The sequence below is a fragment of the Ureibacillus sp. FSL K6-0165 genome, assembly GCF_038004285.1.
In the GTDB taxonomy this organism is placed as follows: Bacteria; Bacillota; Bacilli; order Bacillales_A; family Planococcaceae; genus Ureibacillus; species Ureibacillus thermosphaericus.
On record NZ_JBBOQS010000001.1, the window covers coordinates 2117172 to 2136838 of the forward strand.

Sequence of the window (19667 nt, forward strand, 5' to 3'; positions counted from 1 at the left end):
CAATTTCAAGGAGTGTTTATCGTGAGTACAAACAAACGTGCATACAATTTTAATGCAGGACCTTCAGCATTACCCCTAGAAGTATTAGAAAAAGCACAACAAGAACTAGTAAACTATAACGGATCTGGCATGTCCATTATGGAAATGAGCCATCGAAGTAAAGATTACGATGAAGTTCATAACAATGCAATCAACCGTTTGAAAAAGCTCCTTTCCATACCTGATAATTACGAAATTCTCTTTTTACAAGGTGGAGCAAGTCTTCAATTCTCGATGATTCCAATGAACTTCTTAACAAAAGACAAAACAGCTAGCTATATTTTAACAGGATCTTGGTCAGAAAAAGCTTTGAAAGAGGCAACACTATTCGGTAATGCAGTGGTAGCGTCTAGTACGAAAGACAATGAATATCGAAATATTCCAAGTATTGAAGATATTCAATTTAATGCAAGCGATGCATATGTTCACCTTACATCCAACAATACAATTTATGGAACACAATGGAAAGAATTCCCGAATACAGGAGATGTTCCATTAATTGCAGATATGTCAAGCGACATTTTATCTCGCTCGATCGATGTGAATCAGTTTGGCATTATTTATGCAGGTGCTCAAAAGAATTTAGGACCTTCTGGTGTGACGGTAGTCATCATTCGCAAAGATTTAATTGAACAAGCAAATTCAGAAATACCGACTATGTTAAAATATAAAACACATGCGGATAAAAATTCTTTATATAATACTCCTCCAACATTTGGTATTTACATGTTAGGAGAAGTTTTAAACTGGGTTGAAAATCAAGGCGGACTTGAGACAATTCAGAAACGCAACGAAGAAAAAGCAAAATATATCTATGATGTTATTGATGAAAGCAATGGATTTTATAAAGGACATGCGGAACCAAATAGCCGTTCTCTTATGAATATTACGTTCCGATTAGCTGATGAGGAATTAGAAAAGCAATTTTTAGCTGATGCAAAAGCTGCTGGTTTTGTCGGGTTAAACGGCCACCGCTCTGTTGGTGGTTGTCGAGCATCTACATATAATGCCGTACCAATAGAAGCTTGCATAGCTTTACGCGATTTCATGTACGAATTCCAAAAAAAACATCAATAAATAATTAATTATAAAAAGCGAATTGGAAAACACATCGGTTTCTCAATTCGCTTTTTATATACTTATTTTACTTCCTCTATTCTAAATTTTAAAAAATAAGTCAGGTAAATATTAGCAATCCTTTATAGGAAGTACGTGTTTTAATTTGAGGTGTTTTGTTTTTTTGGTGCGAGGATTAGTTATCGTATCAATGGATTATTTAGAACCAGGTTTAAATAGAAAATAGTTGGCGTTTTGCCTCCAGCTTCCTTCAGATTCCGCGTCACCACGGACACCCTTGCGTTAAGCTAACTGTTACTTCTGCCTTCACAGTTCGGGACTTACACCCTATAGATTACACCCATGCCAGGCGCACTAAAAAACGAGGCTGTAAATTTTCAACAGCCTCGTTTTACTTACGTAAGCAATTAATATGCTCTTCCGAACCATACTGTATGTTTTGCTTCTTTTCCACAATGAATGCAAGTGTGTTTCGTTGTAGGTGGGTTGAATGGAATATTGCGTGAAGTAAATTTTGTTTCTTCTTTTACTTTAGCTTCACATGCATCATCTCCGCACCAACCTGCAAGTATCCATCCTGGAATTGTTCCGTTTTTCTCGCTATTTTCAATATGTTCTTTTAATTGATCTAACGTATCAATATGCAAATGAGAATTTGCATCTCGGAAAGCTTTTGCTTTATCGTATAGACGTTTTTGCATTGTTTGTAATTCTTTCTCTACTGCTTCTACAACAGAATCGAGAGAAATTGTGATTTTTTCGTCTTCATCTCTAGCTTTTAAGATTGCTTGGTTGTTTTCTAAATCACGTGGTCCTAGCTCGATGCGAACAGGTACTCCTTTTAACTCCCACTCATTGAATTTAAATCCTGGTGATTGATCAGTATCATCTAATCGTACTCGAATCCCTTTATCTTTTAGAGCCTTAAAGATTTCATCTAATTTTTCAATGATTGCAGGATTTTTCTTCCATGGTCCAACAGGAATTAAAATTACTTGTGTTGGTGCAATTTTTGGCGGTAAAACTAATCCTTTTTCATCACCATGAACCATGATAACAGAACCGATTAAACGAGTAGATGTTCCCCATGATGTTGTATGGACGTGTACGTGTTTATTTTCTCGGTTTAAGTATTTAATGTTGAACGCTTCAGCAAATTTTGTTCCCAAATAGTGACTAGTACCTGCTTGTACGGCTTTACCATCTTTCATCATTGCTTCGATGGAGTACGTATCAACAGCACCTGCAAAACGTTCAGACGGTGTTTTTTGTCCATCATACACAGGGATGGCCAATACATTTTCTACAACATCTTTATAAATATTAAGCATCTGCATTGTTTCTTTGCGAGCATCTTCTTCATCTTCATGAGCTGTATGACCTTCCTGCCATAAAAACTCAGAAGTACGAATAAATGGAAGAGTCTTCTTTTCCCAACGGAAAACGTTAGCCCATTGGTTAATTAGTACTGGCAAATCACGATAGGATTTAATCCAATTGGAATATAAATGACCAATCATCGTTTCTGAAGTTGGTCTAAGTGCTAAACGTTCTTCTAGCTTTTCACCGGCAGCTTCTGTCACCCATGGTAGTTCTGGAGAGAAACCTTCAATATGATCTTTTTCTTTTTGGAAGAAAGATTCAGGTATTAACATTGGAAAATATGCATTACGATGACCCGTTTCTTTAAAACGTTTATCCATTTCAGACTGGATATGTTCCCAAAGTTCATAGCCATCCGGTTTAAATGCGATACACCCACGAACCGGCGTATAATCCATTAAATCTGCTTTTTGTATTGTGTCGATATACCATTTTGTAAAATCGTTTGTTTGTTGCGACATAGTCATCCTCCTTACAACAAAATAGCGTAAAGATGCCCGATTGAGGACGCCTTTACGCTGAATAGTAGTTCCCACCAACATTCGACATATTTTGTCGTTTCAGATATTCAATGAAACCAATAAACGTCTTCTCCTTTTAAAGACATTAGGTGGTGATATAGCTCTCAGCGAATGCTATATTAACGGATTTTATTTGAAAAACGAATATTTATTTCTAATATAATGTACCAAATTAAAGCAATAAATACAATTACTATATAAAAATTTTGCGGAGGTAATGTTAAAAAGTTATACATTTGAAAACTTTTTTCATCATTTAATAGTTAAAAATTCTTGGACAATTCTGATAGCATTCTCCTAAACATTCTCAAAATTCAACCCATTCAATTCTATGTAAAAATTTTGAAATGTTTGCAACAAAAAGATAGTTTTATCAATTATATGATGGGAAATTTCAAAATATCCAAAATTTATTAAAAAATATATGAATAAAGTAGTATATTATTTTTTATTAATTTATGGTTTCATATAATCGGTAAATACTACTAGATTCGACAATCTTTCATCCAAAGTTTGTCATAATATGTAAATTGGAGGTTGAAAAATGAAAATTTCCATTCGATGGAAAATTATTGGGATAGTATTTCTCGTCATTGTAATTGGTCTAGGTTCCCTATCAACAGCAAGTTCCATCTTAATATCATCTAAAACCGAAAATGCAGTCATCGATCAAAGTGAAGTACTAGTTAAAGAATTAACGAATTCCATTTCAACTTTTATTGATGGTTATGAAAAAAGCATTTTAAAAATGGCTTCAGACCAAGGTGTATTAGATTATTATAATCACTCAACAACGTTTAATGATGAAGCGGATCAAGCTTTTCGGGAACAATTAAAAAAATATTTAACCATTTACAACTCTGCTTCGTCCATTTACTTTACAGATGCAAATAAAATTATCACTGAACCACATTTCGATGAAATTTTTGATTTAGATGTAAATACCCGTTCATGGTATACTGAAGCAATTGCAAACCCAAATGAAGTGTTATGGTCCCCTCCGTATGTAGATGCTTCAACCGGGGAATACGCAATTGCAGGTTCAAAAGCAGTAGTGGAAGGAAATAAAGTTCTAGGTGTATTAGGAGTAGATATTTTACTATCAAGTTTGACAGAGGAAATCTCGAAAATCGATTTAGGCTTTGAAGGATATCCAATTATTTTCGATTCTTCGGGAGTTGCTATTGTTCACCCGACACTAACGGGGGAGAATTTAAGCAATCTAGAATTTGTTGAAAAGATTTTAAATGACGAAAATCAAAAAAATATTTTAAGAACGACAATTGATAATCAAGAAAATGTGATTGTTTATGAAAAAATTCCGACTTTAGGATGGACAGTTGGTGCTGTTTACAATGTAAAACAATTACATAGTACAGCAAATAGCATTCAAAATATGATTATTTTATTTACATTCATCATCTTAATCGCAATCTTTTTCGTACTGTATTTCAGCATTTCAAAAATTATCAAACCAATTTATTCCTTATGTACATCTATGGAAAAAGTTGCACAAGGCGATTTAACTGTACATATCGATACGAAGAGACATGATGAAATTGGTGAATTAGCAAATCATTTCAATAACATGCTTGAAGAAATGAAAAAAATCATTGGAGTAGTTCAGTCATCTTCAAGACAAGTGGAAGATCGTTCTCATCACTTAAGCGCCCTTGCTGAAGAAACGAATGCTTCCAGTGTAGAAGTAACAAATGCTGTGCGAGAAATAGCTATAGGCGCCACACAATCAAGTGAAAACGCAGATCAAGTAACTGTATCATCTGGGAAATTAGGAGACAAAATTAATCAAATGACTGAGCAATCGAAAGCGCTCAAAGGAATTACAAATGAAGCGAATGAATTGAATATTGAAGGACAAGAGAAAATGGACAATTTATTAAATTCCTTTGAAAATTCGAAATCAGAATTACACAATATGTCTATCTCTGTGTCTTCACTGGAAGAAAAAATTCATGCGATTGAATCTGTGATGGATACAATTTCTGAAATTTCGCAACAAACGAATTTACTCGCTTTAAACGCAAGTATTGAAGCAGCTCGTGCAGGCGAACATGGTAAAGGATTTGCTGTTGTAGCAGAAGAAGTACGTAAACTTGCCGAACAATCGGCTAAAGCAACGGAACATGTCAAATCAACAATACATGAATTGCAGCAAGAAGCAATTTCCGTCGTTAAACAAATGAATGAAATGCAAGATACATTCAAAGAACAAGGAACAGTTGTTGAAAATACAAGTATACTATTCCAAAATCTATCATCGTTAATTTTAAATATGGAACATACTTTTAAAACTGTTACGGAAGAAATCGATAGTATCATAAAATATAAAGATCGAGTTGTGGAAACCATTGAGGAAATGTCCATGACAGCACAATCAACTGCAGCAGCATGTGAGGAAGTAAGTGCTGCTAGCGATGAGCAATTAAGAGCAATACATTCTGTTGCTGAAGCTTCAGAAGAACTAAACGAATTAAGCAAAGAATTATCTCAAACTGTAAGCAGATTTAAAATATAAATCGAGTAGGAGGGAGCGATTAACTCCCGTCCTCTCACACCACCGTACGTACGGTTCCGTATACGGCGGTTCAATTAAGATGATTGACGCAAGTCTTTATAACTTCCGTGAATAGCTGTTCTCTTTATGCCAGTGGTCACTCCACCCTCCAAGAGGTCTCCCACGGGATTCACCGCTTCCTTCCTCAAGTGAGGTACTACGTTTTCTGTGTTCATCATGACTCACTGAATGCCAAGGGCTATTCTCTCTTAATTGTTCGGTCCTTCTTAGTAGTTCTAAACCAACTAATACTATGACCTCTGCTGACTTCTGACGGTTCAGCTACTTATCACTAAGTAGGTTATGAAGCGTACTTCACATATCCGCCAGACCTCCCCGGGTAAGAATGTAATCTTTCCTTCCATCTATCTGCTTCATTTACTCTGTACCACCTTTGGCAGAAAGGACTTTGTTTTGTTTAGCAAACTCATCCAATGATACCTAGCCTTATATGAAGTTCGTGTTCCTCAGACCGGAAGTTTGCCGCTCGCTTCCTTCAGATTCCGCGTCACCACGGACACCCTTGCGTTAAGCTAACTGTTACTTCTGCCTTCACAGTTCGGGACTTACACCCTATAGATTACACCCATGCCAGGCGCACTAATAAAAGGAGCTAACTTAAACCAGTTAGCTCCTTTTTAATTTCATTATTTATTATACTTGATGAGCTTCTTCCCGTTTACCGAAGATTAGCTTTAATAATGGTGGAGTTACTAAAGTCGTAATAATGATGACTACAATCATTGCGCCATAAAACTCTTGAGATAATATGCCGCCAGTTAGTCCAATGGAAGCTAAGATTAATGCAACTTCTCCTCGGGAAATCATACCTGCTCCTATACCTGCGGAGGATTTCCAACCAAAGCCACAAACTTTTGCTCCAAGACCGCAACCGATAAATTTTGAAAGCACGGCAATAATAGAAAATACAATAATAAATACAATTTGATCTCCAATTCCATCAAAGCTCATTGGTAAACCAATGTTAATAAAGAAGAACGGTACAAAGATGCCATATGCAATTGGTGAAACACCGTGTTCAACTTCTTTTGCATATTTTGTTCTACTAATAGCAACCCCCATGAAATATGTACCGATAATGCCTGATACCCCAAGGAAATCAGCAAAATAAGCGAAGGCAAACAATAATATTAACCCCGCAGTAACAATCGGTTCAGTAATTTTAAATCCTTCAAAGAGATGCATAAACTTCGGCACAAGATATTTTCCAACAAAGTAAATGACAATAAAGAAGATAATTTGTTGAGCAATTACCCATGCGATATTTGTATCCGAGCCCACAAAAAATCCAATTGCAACAGCAATGAGAATTACTACAATTACATCATCGAGAACCGCTGCTCCAAGTAATGTAGCTCCTTCTCTACTATTTAACCATCCAATTTCCCGCAATGTTTGAACGGAAATACTTACGCTCGTTGCTGCGAGTAATAATCCTAAAAAGACCCCTTCAGAAGTTGGAATTCCAAATATTGGTGCAGCTCCCCATCCCATTAAAATCGGCATAATGACCCCTAAAACTGCCACTAGAGTTGCTGCTTTGGCATTTTTATTTAAGCTTTCTAAGTCTGTTTCAAGTCCAGCAAGGAACATTAATAATAATACTCCGATTTCACTGAACACATGAATTAATTCCGTTTGTTCTATCCATCCAAGAACAGCCGGCCCAAGAACGATACCCGCAATGATTTTGCCTAATACGGATGGTTGTCCTAGGCGAATGCTGATTTGACCAGCTATTTTCGCAACGAGCAACACGAGTACAATTTGTAAAATAAATTCAAATACATCCACAATAGTTACCCCCTTGTTGTAATAATAGATGGATGCAAAAAAAAGACATGGTGGTAGCCTTGTTGACAGACTCCACCATGTTTTGCTCCATATTCAAATACGTTTACTATTATAAACGAATTATATTATTATGTAAATTCCTTTTTTTCAGTTTATTTTTAAATTTTGTTATTCTATTTTGAGAAAAGTTACGATAGAATTACTTATTGTTATGATGTTACTTTCCCTTAAATTGCTGGACTGTCTGACTGCGATTATTGCTATTGCATATAGCGGAAATGACTGCTACTCCGTCAGCTCCTGCTTCTAATACCATATGTGCATTGAATGGAGTAATCCCTCCAATTCCGACAATTGGGAAATTCGGATACATTTTCCTTGCGTCCTTTAAAAAATCAACCCCAGCTGGCTTTTTGGCATCAGGCTTCGATTTCGTCTCGAAAATTGGACCAATCCCTACATAATCTGCCCCTCCTTCGACAGCTTTCACCATTTCTTCTTTATTATGAACGGAAACACCAATTATTTTGTGTTGAAACTTTTCGCGAATTTCTTCTATCGGTGTATCATCTTGACCAACGTGAATGCCATCTGCGTCGATTTTTAATGCAAGATCCACATCATCATTCACAATAAAAGGAACTCCATATTGCTTACAAAGGGATCGACATGCTCTTGCAAATTGTTCTAATTCTTTTCCCATTAACGGTTCATTTCCTTTTTCCCTTAGTTGAAAAATCGTAATACCTGCTTTTAAAGCATCTTCTAGCACTGATAGCGGGGACTCATTATTACAATTTTCCGTACCCATTATGAAGTAAACAGCTAAATCCGTTCTATTCAACAATTTCCACCTCTACTTTAGCACCAAAACGGTGAGCAAAGTGATTTGTTGGGCCATGTCCACGTCCGATATTTAGTGGATTTTCAATTGCCATTTGAACAAATTTTTTCGCTTCGATAACGGACTCTTTTAACGAAAGCCCCTTACCTAAATTTGCTGTAATAGCTGCAGAAAAAGTACACCCTGTTCCATGGGTATGTTTCGTATCAATTCGTTTTGATTTTAATTGAAAGAAAGAGCCGTCTTGAAAAAAGACCGTATCAACAGCAGATGGACCTTCCAAATGTCCGCCTTTCATTACTACACAATTAACACCAAGTTGCAAAATCTTTGCTGCTGCTTGTTGAATGTCATCTGCTGTTTCAATTTTCATACCTGTGATTGTCTCAGCTTCTGGAATATTAGGCGTTAATACGGTTGCTATTGGCAATAATTCATTTTTCATCGCTTGTACGGCCTCTTCTTGCAATAACGCTTGCCCACCTTTTGCAATCATCACTGGATCAACGACTATTTGAATATTTTTATCTATTAAATTTTTTGCAATCGTTTTAATAATATCTGCAGAAAATAACATACCTGTTTTTAATGCTTTCACTTCAAAATCTTGTAAAACTGTATTCAATTGTTGTTCCACAAATTCAGACGTTGCAGGATAAATACCTTCTACGCCTAATGTATTTTGAGCAGTCAATGCGGTAATGACAGATGTACCAAAAACATTTAGCTCCTGAAATGTTTTTAAATCCGCTTGAATGCCAGCTCCCCCGCCGCTATCTGAACCAGCAATTGTCAAGACAATATTCACAGTTATTCACCTCTTGAAATTTGATGTAATCCATTTAATATTTCAACTTGGAAGGAACCAAGGTATTTTTCTTTCGAAGCATTTTCAGCGACTTTTTTATAGTCAGCTAATACATTTCGAATATTTTCAAGTTTTCCTCCATCCAACGTTAATGCTGCAGCACAAATAGCACTTAATAAACAACCTGTTCCTGTAACTTGAGTCATTAACTCATGGCCACCACTAACTGGATAGTGTTCTATACCGTCAGTCACGAAATCTTCTTTTCCAGATACAGCGACAATTGCACCATACTTTTGAGCAGTTTCCTTAGCAACAAGGGTAATATCCATTTCTCCTTCTCCACTATCAACTCCTTTTGCTTGCCAATTAATTCCCGCAATTGCTGCTAATTCTCCAGCATTACATCGGATTAAATCAAATTTAATCTCTTTTAATAAATTTTTTGTAATTTCTTTACGATATGTTGTAGCCCCCGCCCCGACAGGATCAAGCACGACAGGAATGTTTAGTTCATTTGCTTTTTTGCCAGCTAATATCATTGCTTCTACTGAATTTTTATTTAATGTACCAATATTAATTAATAATCCGTTTGCAATAGCGACCATGTCTTCTACATCCAATGGCTCATCTGACATAACTGGTGAAGCTCCAATTGCAAGCAAACCATTTGCAGTAAAATTCGTTACAACGGTATTTGTAATACAATGAATTAATGGATTTTTTTTTCTTATTTTGATTAAGCTCATATATATCCTCCTATAATTGTAAAAATTTATGTAAAGAAAAAAGCTCCTTTGCACGGCGCAAAAGAGCTTTGAAAATAGAACACAATCTTTCATTGCTCCCTACGGCAGTGCTAACTGCATCAGGTTCTAAGGGTTAGGTGATATCACCTTCTCAGGCACTTGGCCACCCCTGCAATTATCATATGAAATAAAAAAACTCTCCAAGTTTGGAGAGCAACAATACACATAATCATAATAAAATTCATACGATAAGGTATTTTGCTCCCTACGGCAGTACTAGCTGCATCAGGTTCTAAGGGTTAGGTGATATCACCTTCTCAGGCACTTAGGCCACCCCTGCAAAATTTAATAATTTTTTTGTTGTTATGAAAATTATAACACATTTTCATTTTATTTTTTCAAATAATTTAATAGAATTTAAAAAGATTGCTAGATAAAACAGCTAAATCACTTAAATTCTAGATTGAATGTCACAAGTTTTTCTCGATTAATCTAACTCTATTTTTCCTTCAATTATGGTATTATTCAATGCTTGAGTTGCTAATCGATCGACTTCTTCATTCCCTTTTCGCGAAACTAATTTAAATTCAGATTTGATTCCTAGTTGATTTAATTTTTCATCAATTTTATTCGCCCAATTTGTTAATTCTTTTTCATAAATAGGCCATTCTCCACTCATTTGATTAATAACAACCTGTGAATCACCAATGAATCGAACAGTTTGATGATGAACGCCTATCATTTCTAACTCTAGAATACTTCCGTATAAAGCCGCATATTCCGCTTCATTATTAGATTTTAAGCCAAGTTGCATTAAATTTTTTCTAGTTCGATAAGATTTTCCGTTTTGTTCAAAATATATGGCAAATCCTAAACCGGCTTTTTGACTTTCTAAATCATAACCACCATCAAAATACACTGTCACATTGGATGGCTCAGTTTCGATTTCCTTTAAATATTTTTTTATTTCTTTAACAGACCATGTACTGTCATATTGATCAATAAAGGTCATATGTTTTACTTTTCCGGTTTTCTTTAATTCTTCTGCAATCAATAGGGCTTGAACTGGCGGCATTTCATCTGATCGAAAAGTTGTTTCCAATCCTTTATGATGATACGTCCATTCAATGGTTATTTTCATGAATATAACCTCCCTGTTCCTGTTTACTTCAACAATTCGATATGTGCACTAATGTAGGCTTTGGTTTTTAATTTTTTTTATGAAATGTAATCGAACATAACGAAACTTCAATCGCTTAATTCGATTATACATGATACGAAAAGATGAGCGGATGTTTGAATAATCTTCAATGAAATCGAGAATGACATGTTCAATCATAATGAAGAACCATAATGTAAGGAAAAGAACAAGGATTACACCATCAAATAATTTTGTGACTATCAAGTAATATGAATAGAAGAAGTATTTAATCGTTATAAAGATGAAGCTAACTGTGATGATAACTATTGGAATATATCGAAACAACAAAGTTTTTTTTGTGAAAACCATAAGGAGAAAACTTACAATACAACAAATCAAGACAAATATTACAGTTAACATATTAATAATCATTCAATTCACCTCACTATGCAACTGGATGAAGGAAATTACCACTTTTTTAGTTATTTTTTCCTTTAATAACAAAAATATTCAATAACGTGAGGCATTTTTAAAACAGTAATCATAAAACGATTTATGAGCTTAATTAACACAAAAAGGAGCGATACCGCCCCTTTTTCTTTAACCATTTAAAATTCTAAAAATCAAACCATAAAATATTCAACATATTTATAAAGTGCTTTTCAATGTCAATCGTTCACATGGTTTGAGGAAATATCTTTAGGATATTTAATTGATAGTTATTTTAAAAATTTTCCTGTCATTCGTTGGTTGTATAGGTCGATTCGTATGACCGAAAACAACTCTAAACATTGTAATTTGTTCAATTGAAAATTCGATTGGCTCTTCAAATACAATCCAGTCAACCCCTTCTTTACAAGGAGGTGTCGTCAAAGAACCGGAATAGTAATACCCTTCCCTTACTTCAGGAATTAATTGTAATAAATTGAATGAATCCATTTCTTTTTCATTCATATTTTCATCTTGTATAAACTTCCATATTTCTTTAATTGCTTCGTTTTCTTCTCCAGATTTTATAAATACCGCTATTACAGCATGGTCGCCTTTTTCATTTTCGTGTACGAGATGTAATTCCATATCATAGTTTTGATTTTCGATTTGATGTTCACTTGGTAAATGGAAATGGAAGGAATGAAATTTGTATTGTTCATTATCAACCGAAATAAAACTTGTATTCGATTTCGAATTTACTTTAAACTGATTTTTTTGTTTTATTAGTACAACAGGCTCCTTTTCATAATGTATGTTGATTCTTGGGGCATCTTTAAGAAGTACATTCTTGTATTCAATTTGTATAGGTGATTGCATTGTTCCTTTTTCACAAGCATGAACTTCTAATTCTTTTGAAATCTTTTTTTCTTCATCAGTATAAGAAACTTCTTTGAATGTATAGTCATTTTCTCCTGGTGATTGTTCAATAGTTGATTTTTGATAAGATAGATAACCAACTACACCAAGGCACAATGATAGCAAAAAAATCACAATATAATAGTTTAACTTCATCAATATTCCCCACCCATTTTTCCATTTTTTATTTAACTTAACCAAATAGATGATTGATTTATACTTCGGTCATGCTATATAGCACCATTCCCTTGTTTATAAACTTAATAGAGCTTGATTAAAAATACATACTTGCATGAGTGGGGAGCGGAGAGTCCAAGCCGCAAAAAAATAGTAGTACTTACCATAGCTTTGGTTAGTACTACGAAAATTAGAATGATTTCATTTATTTTAAGTAAAACAGTCCCCCGCTAACGATTTCAATTTTAATTCGAGGTTGAAATCGCTCTTCTAACGCTTTTTTCTCTATTTCATAAATTTCTGGTTTGTTTTCTACATCTTCATAAAAATGATCTAATATTTCTTGTTCCCTTTTCCATCGTTTTTTTGCCTCATCCGCCCAAGATAAATCATCATTTGCAATATAATTTTCAATTGCTGTTTCCAAACGTTCAATCGCCCTCATTGGAGAAACAATATAAGGTAGGCAATATGCGTTTTTTGGCAATTCATCCGTTAACTGCAACGCACATAATATATCTTGGAAGTCACTTTTGACGCTGCCATGAATTAAGTTAATTCCTAAAGAAAAGAGCAATTCCTTTGTTTGGTCTGTATGATAAGAAACTTTAAAATTAGCACCAATCCATGGAAATAAACTTGCTCCTTCAATATCTTCATACATTTGAACAAAACAGCCTAAGTCTTTCGTGGCTTGAAAAATTTGATGCATTCGCATCGACCCATAATGAATATATTCACCACGAATGTTTAAATTCTCTTTTTGTTTCGTAATAAAGGTTACTTTTAATGGGTTTGGCTCTCCTTTTGTACTTTCAATAAATTGCCAATAAAAAGGACGATTCATTATACGTTTATCAATATCAGCTGTTAATTGAACAGTTAAATAATCGGATGTTTCCTCTTCAATTTTACAATTTGTCTCTATAAAAAATGTTCGTAAATAATGATGGATTTGTTCAGCTATCATTCTTTTGCTCCTCCCAATTCGAGAAGTTTGCATTGGAAAATTTATGTGAAGCCTAACTGATCTTCTAACCCGAAATCTTCAAAATGGAAATTTGGCACAAAACTTGGAGAATTGTATATTGGCTCTTCCACTTTGTTTGATAAGATATCATCTATTTCTCCCACAACTTTTTCAAAGACATCGATTTTATTTGTTAATAAGTCGATGATGCGATCTTCAATTGTATTTTGAATAGCTAAATTGTAAATATATACATCTGATTGTTGACCAAAACGGTGTACCCGGCCAATTCGTTGCTCAATTTTCATGGGATTCCAAGGTAAATCAAAATTTACAACATGATGGCAAAATTGAAGGTTAATCCCCTCGCCACCTGATTCTGTTGCTATTAATACGTCAGCGTAATCTTTGAATAATTGCCTCATCCAATCTCGCTTATTTTTACTAAACTTTCCGTTAAACAACACACTTTTAATTCCTTTTTGATATAAATACCATTGTAAATAGTGTTGTGTTGCTCTATATTCGGTAAAAATAATGACTTTATCTTTTGCCTTTTGAATAATTTCATAAGTTTTTTCTGCTTTTGAATTGATTTCTAAATTGGACATTTTCTCTATAATTTCTTCTATATAATCTATTTCATCTCTACTTTGCATCTTCTCTTTCATTTTCACTAATGTTAAATATGCTGCTTCTTTACTCGAGCACATTTCTTTTAATAGTGTTGTCATAGCAAAAGAATTGGCAAATACACTTGTGCGTTCCTTTAATTGTTGAATCATTTCGTAAACTTCTTTTTCTTCATCAGTAAATTGAATTGGAATTGTTTCAACATGTCTGCCAACCCACTCAATGCCCGTATCTTGCCTACGATTTCGAATCATCACTTGATTCACTAATTCTTTTAAGTATTCATCTTCCTGTAAGCCATTTTTCCCTTTTTTGAAATATGATTGGAAACTTTCTACATTTCCTAAGTGACCAGGTTTTAATAAGGAAACGAGATAAAAAATTTCAAAAATGTTATTTTGAATTGGTGTAGCAGTTAGCAATAAACAAAATTTCTTCTTTAATCCTTGTACAAATTGATATGATTGCGTTTTATTGTTTTTTAATTTGTGAGCTTCATCAATAATAATCATGTCATAGTTCTGTTCGTAAATCTTTTCCCGATATGGACTCCGTTTAGCCATATCCATACTCATGACAACAAAATCATATTGTTCGAAGGGAACATTCTTTTTTCGACAACCAATGGCAGGAATAAAAAATTTTGCGTTCAGTTCATCAACCCACTGAGTAAGTAATGATGCCGGCACTAAGATTAATGCTTTTTTTACCAGTCCTCTTAGAATATATTCCTTCAAAATTAAACCAGCTTCTATCGTTTTTCCAAGTCCAACTTCGTCCGCTAATATTGCCTTTCCATTCATTTTTTCAATAACCGTTCTTGCTGCATCTATTTGATGTTCGAGAAATTGTATGTTTGTTAAAAATTTCGGAGCTTGTAAACCTGAAAAATCTGTAATTAATTGATCTTTTACGACCTCATAAGCCATTTTGTATAGCATCCAATTATCCCAAGGGCCTCCCTTTTCAAGGCGACGTGCAAACTCCTCTTTCCATTCTGAGGATTTTTGAATCATCATGTCAGTTCACCTCTCTTATTGTTCATTAGGTTGTCCAAAATTTATAAACATATGATGATTCTATTGCCAATAAACCAACATTTTAGGATAAAAATTTTTCCCTTTCGCAAAATAAAAATTAGAAGCGAGGAGAAAGAAATGAAAAAATGGTTGTTCATCATCTTAATTGGAATATTTCTTTTGATTATTTTTTTTCCTGGATATTTTACGGATTATTCTCAATCTAAAGAATTTGAAGCATTGTATGAAACATTAGACGATAAATTTTTTCCTTTAGTAGATTGTATTAGTGATCACCTTAGTAAATCAGAAGAGAAAATGAATCAATTGCAATTTACAACGTTTTATGTATTAGAAGGAGGTATGGAAGAAAATTTAGAAATGCAACAAAAAATAGTTGAGTTGAAGAGTGAATTAATGAATTTTAATGTTCAATATCCAGATACCATTGCATTAAAAGAAAATGTTATTCAGCAATTGAACGTGTTAAAAAAATTGCTTGAAAAAATGTATAACGCACCACCCAATCTAGATGTAATGAACTTTCAGATGTTTCAAAATGAATATGAGAAAGATATTGAAATTCAATCACAATTGTTAGAAAAAATGGATTATATTTTAGAAAAAAATTACGAGTAAGTTCCAATTATAAAATAACCCGATAAGAGCAAATTAGGGCTAGGAGGTGAAGAATATGAGCAAAAATAATAAGAAAACGATTAACGAAAGAACTCACAATCCATTTGAAACTTATAAACACTTGCATAAAAACACAACTAGTCATGCTGAAAATCCAGAAGATCCAACAATGGAAATTTCAGAAGAATTCGATTCAAAAGTAAAAAATAAAAACAATAAAACAAATCACGATAAAACTCAAAAAGCAAATAAAAATATTTAACCCTTTCTTTTTAATTCTCCTGTCCATTTGGAGGTTATCAAATGAATAAAAATCAAATTATTTTCATGAACCAGTCCCACCGCAACTTTAATATGTACATTGGTCATAAGGAAAAATTCGATTTTTTTAAAGATGTTATGCCAAAACAGCCTCCTACAGAAGATGAAAAAATTATTTCCCTTGATAATTATTTAAAAAAATAATTGTTAACTTTGTGAAAAATATTTTATGAATAAAATGAGAAATACTTCACTAATCGTTTCTTTATGTGATTGAAAAGGAGTACAATCAAATCAAAGTTGATATATAAATATAATGGAGGCGTTAATGATGTGGGTCGTCACACTATTTGAGGAAGAAAATTTCCGCATTTATGAATTCGAAACGAAAGAAGAAGCAGTTAAAGCTATGGAAGAGTTACAATTGCCAGCAATCCTTTCCTTCACAAACTTGACTCTTGTAGCTTAAGTCATTTTCATAAATATTAGCAATCATTATTCGGAGCAAATAATGCTCCTTTTTTTTATGCTTTTTCTTGCTGAATATACCAATAAACGTCACTTTTTTATTTGCGAATTTTGGGAACGATAAAAGTGTAAGGTTAAAAATATTGAAAGCTAAAATCTTTGTGAGGTGATCAACATGAAAAAAAGATTTTATCTATTCACTTTCCTTTTAACCTTTGGACTTTTATTGTTCCCTTTAGGAGCCGAAGCCCATTATCATTCAAAATTTTTACAGGAATATGAACAATTAGATAATGAAAAAAAGCAACAAGTGGATAAAATCTTAAATGATTTGCATTCTGAATTAGAGAATTTAGGTGTGAAAATTCCGCATTTAAATGCACATCTAACGTATTCTCAATTAGATGAAGAAACGAAAGAACAAGTAAAACAAATTATTAAGGAATTAGAAGAAGGTAAAATTACTTCTGAACAGGCAGATGAAAAACTGTATAATTTAGGCGTCATCTCCCCTAAAGATGAGAAATGTAAAATTTACGATGGACTAGATGAGGGAACAAAGCAAAAGGTAAAGGAAATTATGAAACAAATGAAAAGTGGATCCATTACGAAAGAGCAAGCAGAAGAAAAACTAAAGGAATTGGGCGTTGAAATGCCAAAAGAACCACAATTAGATGAAGAGACAAAAGAAAAAGTGAAACAAATTGTTGAAGAAGCGGAAAAAGAATTCGAAAATTTGGGTATTGAATTTCCAAAAGAATTTTATAAACGAATTCTTGAATAAATTGAACAACAATCCAGCGAATTGTTACATTTTCGCTGGATTTTAAACTAATAGTAAATTTTATTAATAAAATGTATATTCATAAATTTTTGTAAATTTCTGATGAAAACGTCATCATATTGAACAATTTGTGAAATAATTCACTTTCTATTTTCTTTCTCATATATTAGGTGTACAATGAATTTGAAATTGATATATAACAATTTAACTGTTTATTAGAAAGCAGCAAATTGTTATATAACAAAATTATTTTGTGAAGGAGTTTGATCCCAAGATGTGGGTGCTTACTGTATTTGAAAAAAATTCTTATCGTATCTTTGAATTTATTGAAAAAAATGAAGCAACATTAGCACTTCAAAAATTCGGTCATTCAGCGTACTTGTCCTATACAAAATAATGAGTAGTTATAGTCATTGACAATAGATTATAAATAAATTATTTCTTGGTAAATTAAGGAGGCATTTTTTATGTGGGTTGTAACAGTTTTTGATGCAGACTCTTTCCGTTGTTTCGAATATGACTCTAAAGAAGAAGCAATTCGTACACTTGAAGTATATAAAAATAAAGCAATCTTATCATTCACAAATTAATGAGTATTCTTACATTTAGTCATTTAATAAAAGAGAGCCTGGCCAAAAAGAGCAAAACTTTTTGGTCAGGCTCAATTACTTATAAATATAATTCTTTCCCCTTTTAATGGTCACATCAAACGTAATCGTCGCTATTTTTCTAAGTTTGTATGCTTTGCTATCAGTCGTAAAGAGAGGCGATTCAAATCAACTTTTCAAGAGCCCAATCCTATTTAGAAATCCCCTTCTCTAATCTAAATTCATCACTTATAATCAATATCTCATCCCCTTCAACTTTGGATTTGGATGAGATTTCATTGAATTATATTATTACCTACAACAAAGATATATACCCCATTTTCTATTAGTTAATCCTATTAAATTGTGACAAATTTGTGAAAATCTATTTTTCCTCCACAATCCGACATTTTTTTTAATCTAAATAGTATACAATGAAGGAGCTTCAACACCATATATGAAAAATATCAAATTATGAACAATATTTACTGGAGGAATAAAAATGTTTAACACGCTGTATAAAAAAGTGTTAAAAGTTGTAATAGAAATAAAAAGAAAAGATATGTATCGAAAAGCACAAGAACTAGGATTCACCCATCCAAAAGTAGTAAATTGCAGCCAACAGTTAGACTATTTACTAAATAAGTATACAAAACAAGCGGCATAATTTATTAACTTAGGAATCATCCATTAAGTTAATTCGTTATTTATATAGGTTTATTATATATTTCTAAAAATACCCTTCAAAACCTTTTCTATAAGGTTTGATGGGTATTATTTTTCTTTATTTTAAAGGATTCTCTTTTGCACCTGAATAGTCTCTTTTAGCCTGAACAAATACAAATTCTTTTTCAGGATACCGATAAGCCGTTAACTTCCCTCCAAAAACAACTCCTTGATCAATATTAATTGTATTATTCATAATTAGCGGCTCTGGTTTTGGCTCATGGCCCCAAATAACAAGCAATGAACCTTTATATTGCTTATACCACTCACGACGTATTGGTTTCCCTTGTTCGTCCATGCCAGCAACATCGCCATAGCGGCAAAAATTTTTGATTCTATTGGATTCTTTACCGATAAATTCTTCTCGTATACCTGCATGCACACAAACGACTTTTGGATGCCCTTGATCTGTTAAGATATAATGTGAAGGTACGTTCATTAGTAAGTCTTTGAATTGATTTTTTAACTTTTTTGTTTTTTCTATACCATGTATTTTTTCATATTGATTAAATTCTTCTTCTACTTTTTCATCACCATGTTTTAACTGCACTTTTCTTCCATCTAGCCAACGGGCAATTTTCCAACCGTGATTACTATCAATCATATACGTGTTTACATTGTAATGTTTTAAAAAAAATTTCATCGTATCAATCGATTTTGGTCCCCTACTCATGATATCTCCAAGAGAAATAATTTTTCTCCCTTTTGGATGAGCGTATAATCCTTGTTCATTTTTTTCGTAACCTAATTGATGCAACATTTGAATCCATTCATCAAAACATGCATGGATATCTCCTATGATGTCTACTCCATTTCCTACTTCAATATACATTGATAGTTTGCCCCTTTATTTTTTAAATTTTTATAAATTATTGTATATTATTTAATGAATAAAACACTTTATTCGTTAGAAATTTTTTAATTGTTGACACTTTTTAAAATTTCATGCATATTAATTAACAAATATACCACTAAATGTTTATATAGCAATCAGCTTAACGAAGATTAGTAAGCTGCACACTGTTGGAAAGAGAGCGATGTCCATAGGCTGAAAGACATCGTACAAATAAGAGCTGCTGAACCTGCTTCGCTAGCTTCTAGCTA

21 protein-coding genes and 2 riboswitches are annotated in these 19667 nt (G+C 33.2%); of the genes, 10 read left to right on the forward strand and 11 right to left on the reverse strand.

Annotation, left to right across the window (positions count from 1 at the left end):
* Positions 1–18 precede the first annotated feature (18 nt).
* Positions 19–1116, forward strand: a complete 1098-nt coding sequence (gene serC, locus NST00_RS10520) for a 3-phosphoserine/phosphohydroxythreonine transaminase (RefSeq protein ID WP_340710172.1) — start codon at positions 19–21, stop codon at positions 1114–1116.
* A gap of 407 nt (positions 1117–1523) precedes the next feature.
* Here the strand turns inward: serC and proS are convergent, their stop codons facing one another.
* The gene (gene proS, locus NST00_RS10525; RefSeq protein ID WP_096551059.1) at positions 1524–2960 is read right to left on the reverse strand and encodes a proline--tRNA ligase; all 1437 of its coding nucleotides are present in this window, start codon (positions 2958–2960) and stop codon (positions 1524–1526) included.
* A gap of 604 nt (positions 2961–3564) precedes the next feature.
* Here proS and NST00_RS10530 point away from each other — a divergent pair.
* Positions 3565–5556: a methyl-accepting chemotaxis protein gene (locus NST00_RS10530; protein ID WP_340709945.1), complete on the forward strand. Its 1992-nt coding sequence runs from the start codon at positions 3565–3567 to the stop codon at positions 5554–5556.
* A gap of 74 nt (positions 5557–5630) precedes the next feature.
* On the opposite strand, the gene NST00_RS10535 is transcribed toward NST00_RS10530, so the two are convergent.
* From NST00_RS10535 to NST00_RS10575, 9 genes are all read right to left on the reverse strand, one after another.
* Entirely contained in the window at positions 5631–5774 is a 144-nt protein-coding gene (locus NST00_RS10535) for a hypothetical protein (protein ID WP_172597779.1), read from the reverse strand.
* Positions 5775–6249: 475 nt separating this feature from the next.
* Positions 6250–7410 carry a cation:proton antiporter gene (locus NST00_RS10540; RefSeq protein WP_340709946.1) on the reverse strand — a complete coding sequence of 387 codons (1161 nt, stop codon included), beginning with the start codon at positions 7408–7410 and terminating at the stop codon, positions 6250–6252.
* A gap of 217 nt (positions 7411–7627) precedes the next feature.
* Positions 7628–8254, reverse strand: a complete 627-nt coding sequence (thiE, locus tag NST00_RS10545) for a thiamine phosphate synthase (protein WP_016837843.1) — start codon at positions 8252–8254, stop codon at positions 7628–7630.
* Positions 8247–9062, reverse strand: a complete 816-nt coding sequence (gene thiD, locus NST00_RS10550) for a bifunctional hydroxymethylpyrimidine kinase/phosphomethylpyrimidine kinase (protein WP_096551053.1) — start codon at positions 9060–9062, stop codon at positions 8247–8249. The genes thiE and thiD overlap by 8 nt, the downstream gene beginning before the upstream one ends.
* A 2-nt stretch (positions 9063–9064) precedes the next feature.
* Positions 9065–9811 carry a hydroxyethylthiazole kinase gene (gene thiM / locus NST00_RS10555; RefSeq protein ID WP_016837841.1) on the reverse strand — a complete coding sequence of 249 codons (747 nt, stop codon included), beginning with the start codon at positions 9809–9811 and terminating at the stop codon, positions 9065–9067.
* Positions 9812–9890: 79 nt separating this feature from the next.
* Positions 9891–9992: riboswitch (TPP riboswitch) on the reverse strand.
* 64 nt (positions 9993–10056) lie between these two features.
* A riboswitch (TPP riboswitch) is annotated at positions 10057–10159 on the reverse strand.
* A 139-nt stretch (positions 10160–10298) separates the two neighbouring features.
* Positions 10299–10952: a reverse transcriptase-like protein gene (locus tag NST00_RS10560; RefSeq protein ID WP_016837840.1), complete on the reverse strand. Its 654-nt coding sequence runs from the start codon at positions 10950–10952 to the stop codon at positions 10299–10301.
* 708 nt (positions 10953–11660) lie between these two features.
* Positions 11661–12455 carry a carbonic anhydrase gene (locus tag NST00_RS10565; RefSeq protein ID WP_340710174.1) on the reverse strand — a complete coding sequence of 265 codons (795 nt, stop codon included), beginning with the start codon at positions 12453–12455 and terminating at the stop codon, positions 11661–11663.
* Between the two features lie 226 nt (positions 12456–12681).
* On the reverse strand, positions 12682–13446 hold the full coding sequence (locus tag NST00_RS10570; RefSeq protein WP_340709947.1) for a YqhG family protein: 765 nt from the start codon (positions 13444–13446) through the stop codon (positions 12682–12684).
* Positions 13447–13487: 41 nt separating this feature from the next.
* A complete protein-coding gene (locus NST00_RS10575; protein ID WP_050988838.1) occupies positions 13488–15098 on the reverse strand; it encodes a DEAD/DEAH box helicase in 1611 nt (536 codons plus the stop codon).
* Between the two features lie 138 nt (positions 15099–15236).
* On the opposite strand from NST00_RS10575, the gene NST00_RS10580 reads away from it, so the two are divergent.
* The 8 genes from NST00_RS10580 (at position 15237) to NST00_RS10615 (ending at position 18504) form a co-directional block, all read left to right on the forward strand.
* On the forward strand, positions 15237–15737 hold the full coding sequence (locus NST00_RS10580; protein WP_016837835.1) for a hypothetical protein: 501 nt from the start codon (positions 15237–15239) through the stop codon (positions 15735–15737).
* 55 nt (positions 15738–15792) lie between these two features.
* Positions 15793–15999, forward strand: coding sequence for a hypothetical protein (locus NST00_RS10585; protein ID WP_016837834.1), 207 nt, complete (start codon positions 15793–15795; stop codon positions 15997–15999).
* Positions 16000–16040: 41 nt separating this feature from the next.
* Complete coding sequence (locus NST00_RS10590) at positions 16041–16202, forward strand: hypothetical protein (protein ID WP_016837833.1); 162 nt, start codon at positions 16041–16043, stop codon at positions 16200–16202.
* Between the two features lie 124 nt (positions 16203–16326).
* Positions 16327–16467, forward strand: a complete 141-nt coding sequence (locus NST00_RS10595) for a hypothetical protein (RefSeq protein ID WP_172597785.1) — start codon at positions 16327–16329, stop codon at positions 16465–16467.
* Positions 16468–16641: 174 nt separating this feature from the next.
* Complete coding sequence (locus NST00_RS10600) at positions 16642–17250, forward strand: hypothetical protein (RefSeq protein WP_016837831.1); 609 nt, start codon at positions 16642–16644, stop codon at positions 17248–17250.
* Positions 17251–17524: 274 nt separating this feature from the next.
* On the forward strand, positions 17525–17647 hold the full coding sequence (locus NST00_RS10605; protein ID WP_016837830.1) for a hypothetical protein: 123 nt from the start codon (positions 17525–17527) through the stop codon (positions 17645–17647).
* A 70-nt stretch (positions 17648–17717) separates the two neighbouring features.
* Positions 17718–17840, forward strand: a complete 123-nt coding sequence (locus NST00_RS10610; RefSeq protein ID WP_016837829.1) for a hypothetical protein — start codon at positions 17718–17720, stop codon at positions 17838–17840.
* Between the two features lie 499 nt (positions 17841–18339).
* Positions 18340–18504 (forward strand): aspartyl-phosphate phosphatase Spo0E family protein, encoded by a 165-nt coding sequence (locus NST00_RS10615; RefSeq protein WP_016837828.1) that lies wholly within the window; start codon positions 18340–18342, stop codon positions 18502–18504.
* A 117-nt stretch (positions 18505–18621) separates the two neighbouring features.
* On the opposite strand, the gene NST00_RS10620 is transcribed toward NST00_RS10615, so the two are convergent.
* A complete protein-coding gene (locus tag NST00_RS10620) occupies positions 18622–19395 on the reverse strand; it encodes a metallophosphoesterase (RefSeq protein WP_016837827.1) in 774 nt (257 codons plus the stop codon).
* Positions 19396–19667 lie beyond the last annotated feature (272 nt).

What these genes read in the sequence shown, in the direction of transcription:
- proS (WP_096551059.1), bottom strand. Translation starts at nt 2,960, where the DNA reads ATGTCGCAACAAACAAACGATTTTACAAAATGGTATATCGACACAATA.
- NST00_RS10530 (WP_340709945.1), top strand. Translation starts at nt 3,565, where the DNA reads ATGAAAATTTCCATTCGATGGAAAATTATTGGGATAGTATTTCTCGTC.
- NST00_RS10535 (WP_172597779.1), bottom strand. Translation starts at nt 5,774, where the DNA reads ATGATGAACACAGAAAACGTAGTACCTCACTTGAGGAAGGAAGCGGTG.
- thiM (WP_016837841.1), bottom strand. Translation starts at nt 9,811, where the DNA reads ATGAGCTTAATCAAAATAAGAAAAAAAAATCCATTAATTCATTGTATT.
- NST00_RS10560 (WP_016837840.1), bottom strand. Translation starts at nt 10,952, where the DNA reads ATGAAAATAACCATTGAATGGACGTATCATCATAAAGGATTGGAAACA.
- NST00_RS10565 (WP_340710174.1), bottom strand. Translation starts at nt 12,455, where the DNA reads ATGAAGTTAAACTATTATATTGTGATTTTTTTGCTATCATTGTGCCTT.
- NST00_RS10570 (WP_340709947.1), bottom strand. Translation starts at nt 13,446, where the DNA reads ATGATAGCTGAACAAATCCATCATTATTTACGAACATTTTTTATAGAG.
- NST00_RS10575 (WP_050988838.1), bottom strand. Translation starts at nt 15,098, where the DNA reads ATGATGATTCAAAAATCCTCAGAATGGAAAGAGGAGTTTGCACGTCGC.
- NST00_RS10580 (WP_016837835.1), top strand. Translation starts at nt 15,237, where the DNA reads ATGAAAAAATGGTTGTTCATCATCTTAATTGGAATATTTCTTTTGATT.
- NST00_RS10585 (WP_016837834.1), top strand. Translation starts at nt 15,793, where the DNA reads ATGAGCAAAAATAATAAGAAAACGATTAACGAAAGAACTCACAATCCA.
- NST00_RS10590 (WP_016837833.1), top strand. Translation starts at nt 16,041, where the DNA reads ATGAATAAAAATCAAATTATTTTCATGAACCAGTCCCACCGCAACTTT.
- NST00_RS10595 (WP_172597785.1), top strand. Translation starts at nt 16,327, where the DNA reads ATGATGTGGGTCGTCACACTATTTGAGGAAGAAAATTTCCGCATTTAT.
- NST00_RS10600 (WP_016837831.1), top strand. Translation starts at nt 16,642, where the DNA reads ATGAAAAAAAGATTTTATCTATTCACTTTCCTTTTAACCTTTGGACTT.
- NST00_RS10605 (WP_016837830.1), top strand. Translation starts at nt 17,525, where the DNA reads ATGTGGGTGCTTACTGTATTTGAAAAAAATTCTTATCGTATCTTTGAA.
- NST00_RS10610 (WP_016837829.1), top strand. Translation starts at nt 17,718, where the DNA reads ATGTGGGTTGTAACAGTTTTTGATGCAGACTCTTTCCGTTGTTTCGAA.
- NST00_RS10615 (WP_016837828.1), top strand. Translation starts at nt 18,340, where the DNA reads ATGTTTAACACGCTGTATAAAAAAGTGTTAAAAGTTGTAATAGAAATA.
- NST00_RS10620 (WP_016837827.1), bottom strand. Translation starts at nt 19,395, where the DNA reads ATGTATATTGAAGTAGGAAATGGAGTAGACATCATAGGAGATATCCAT.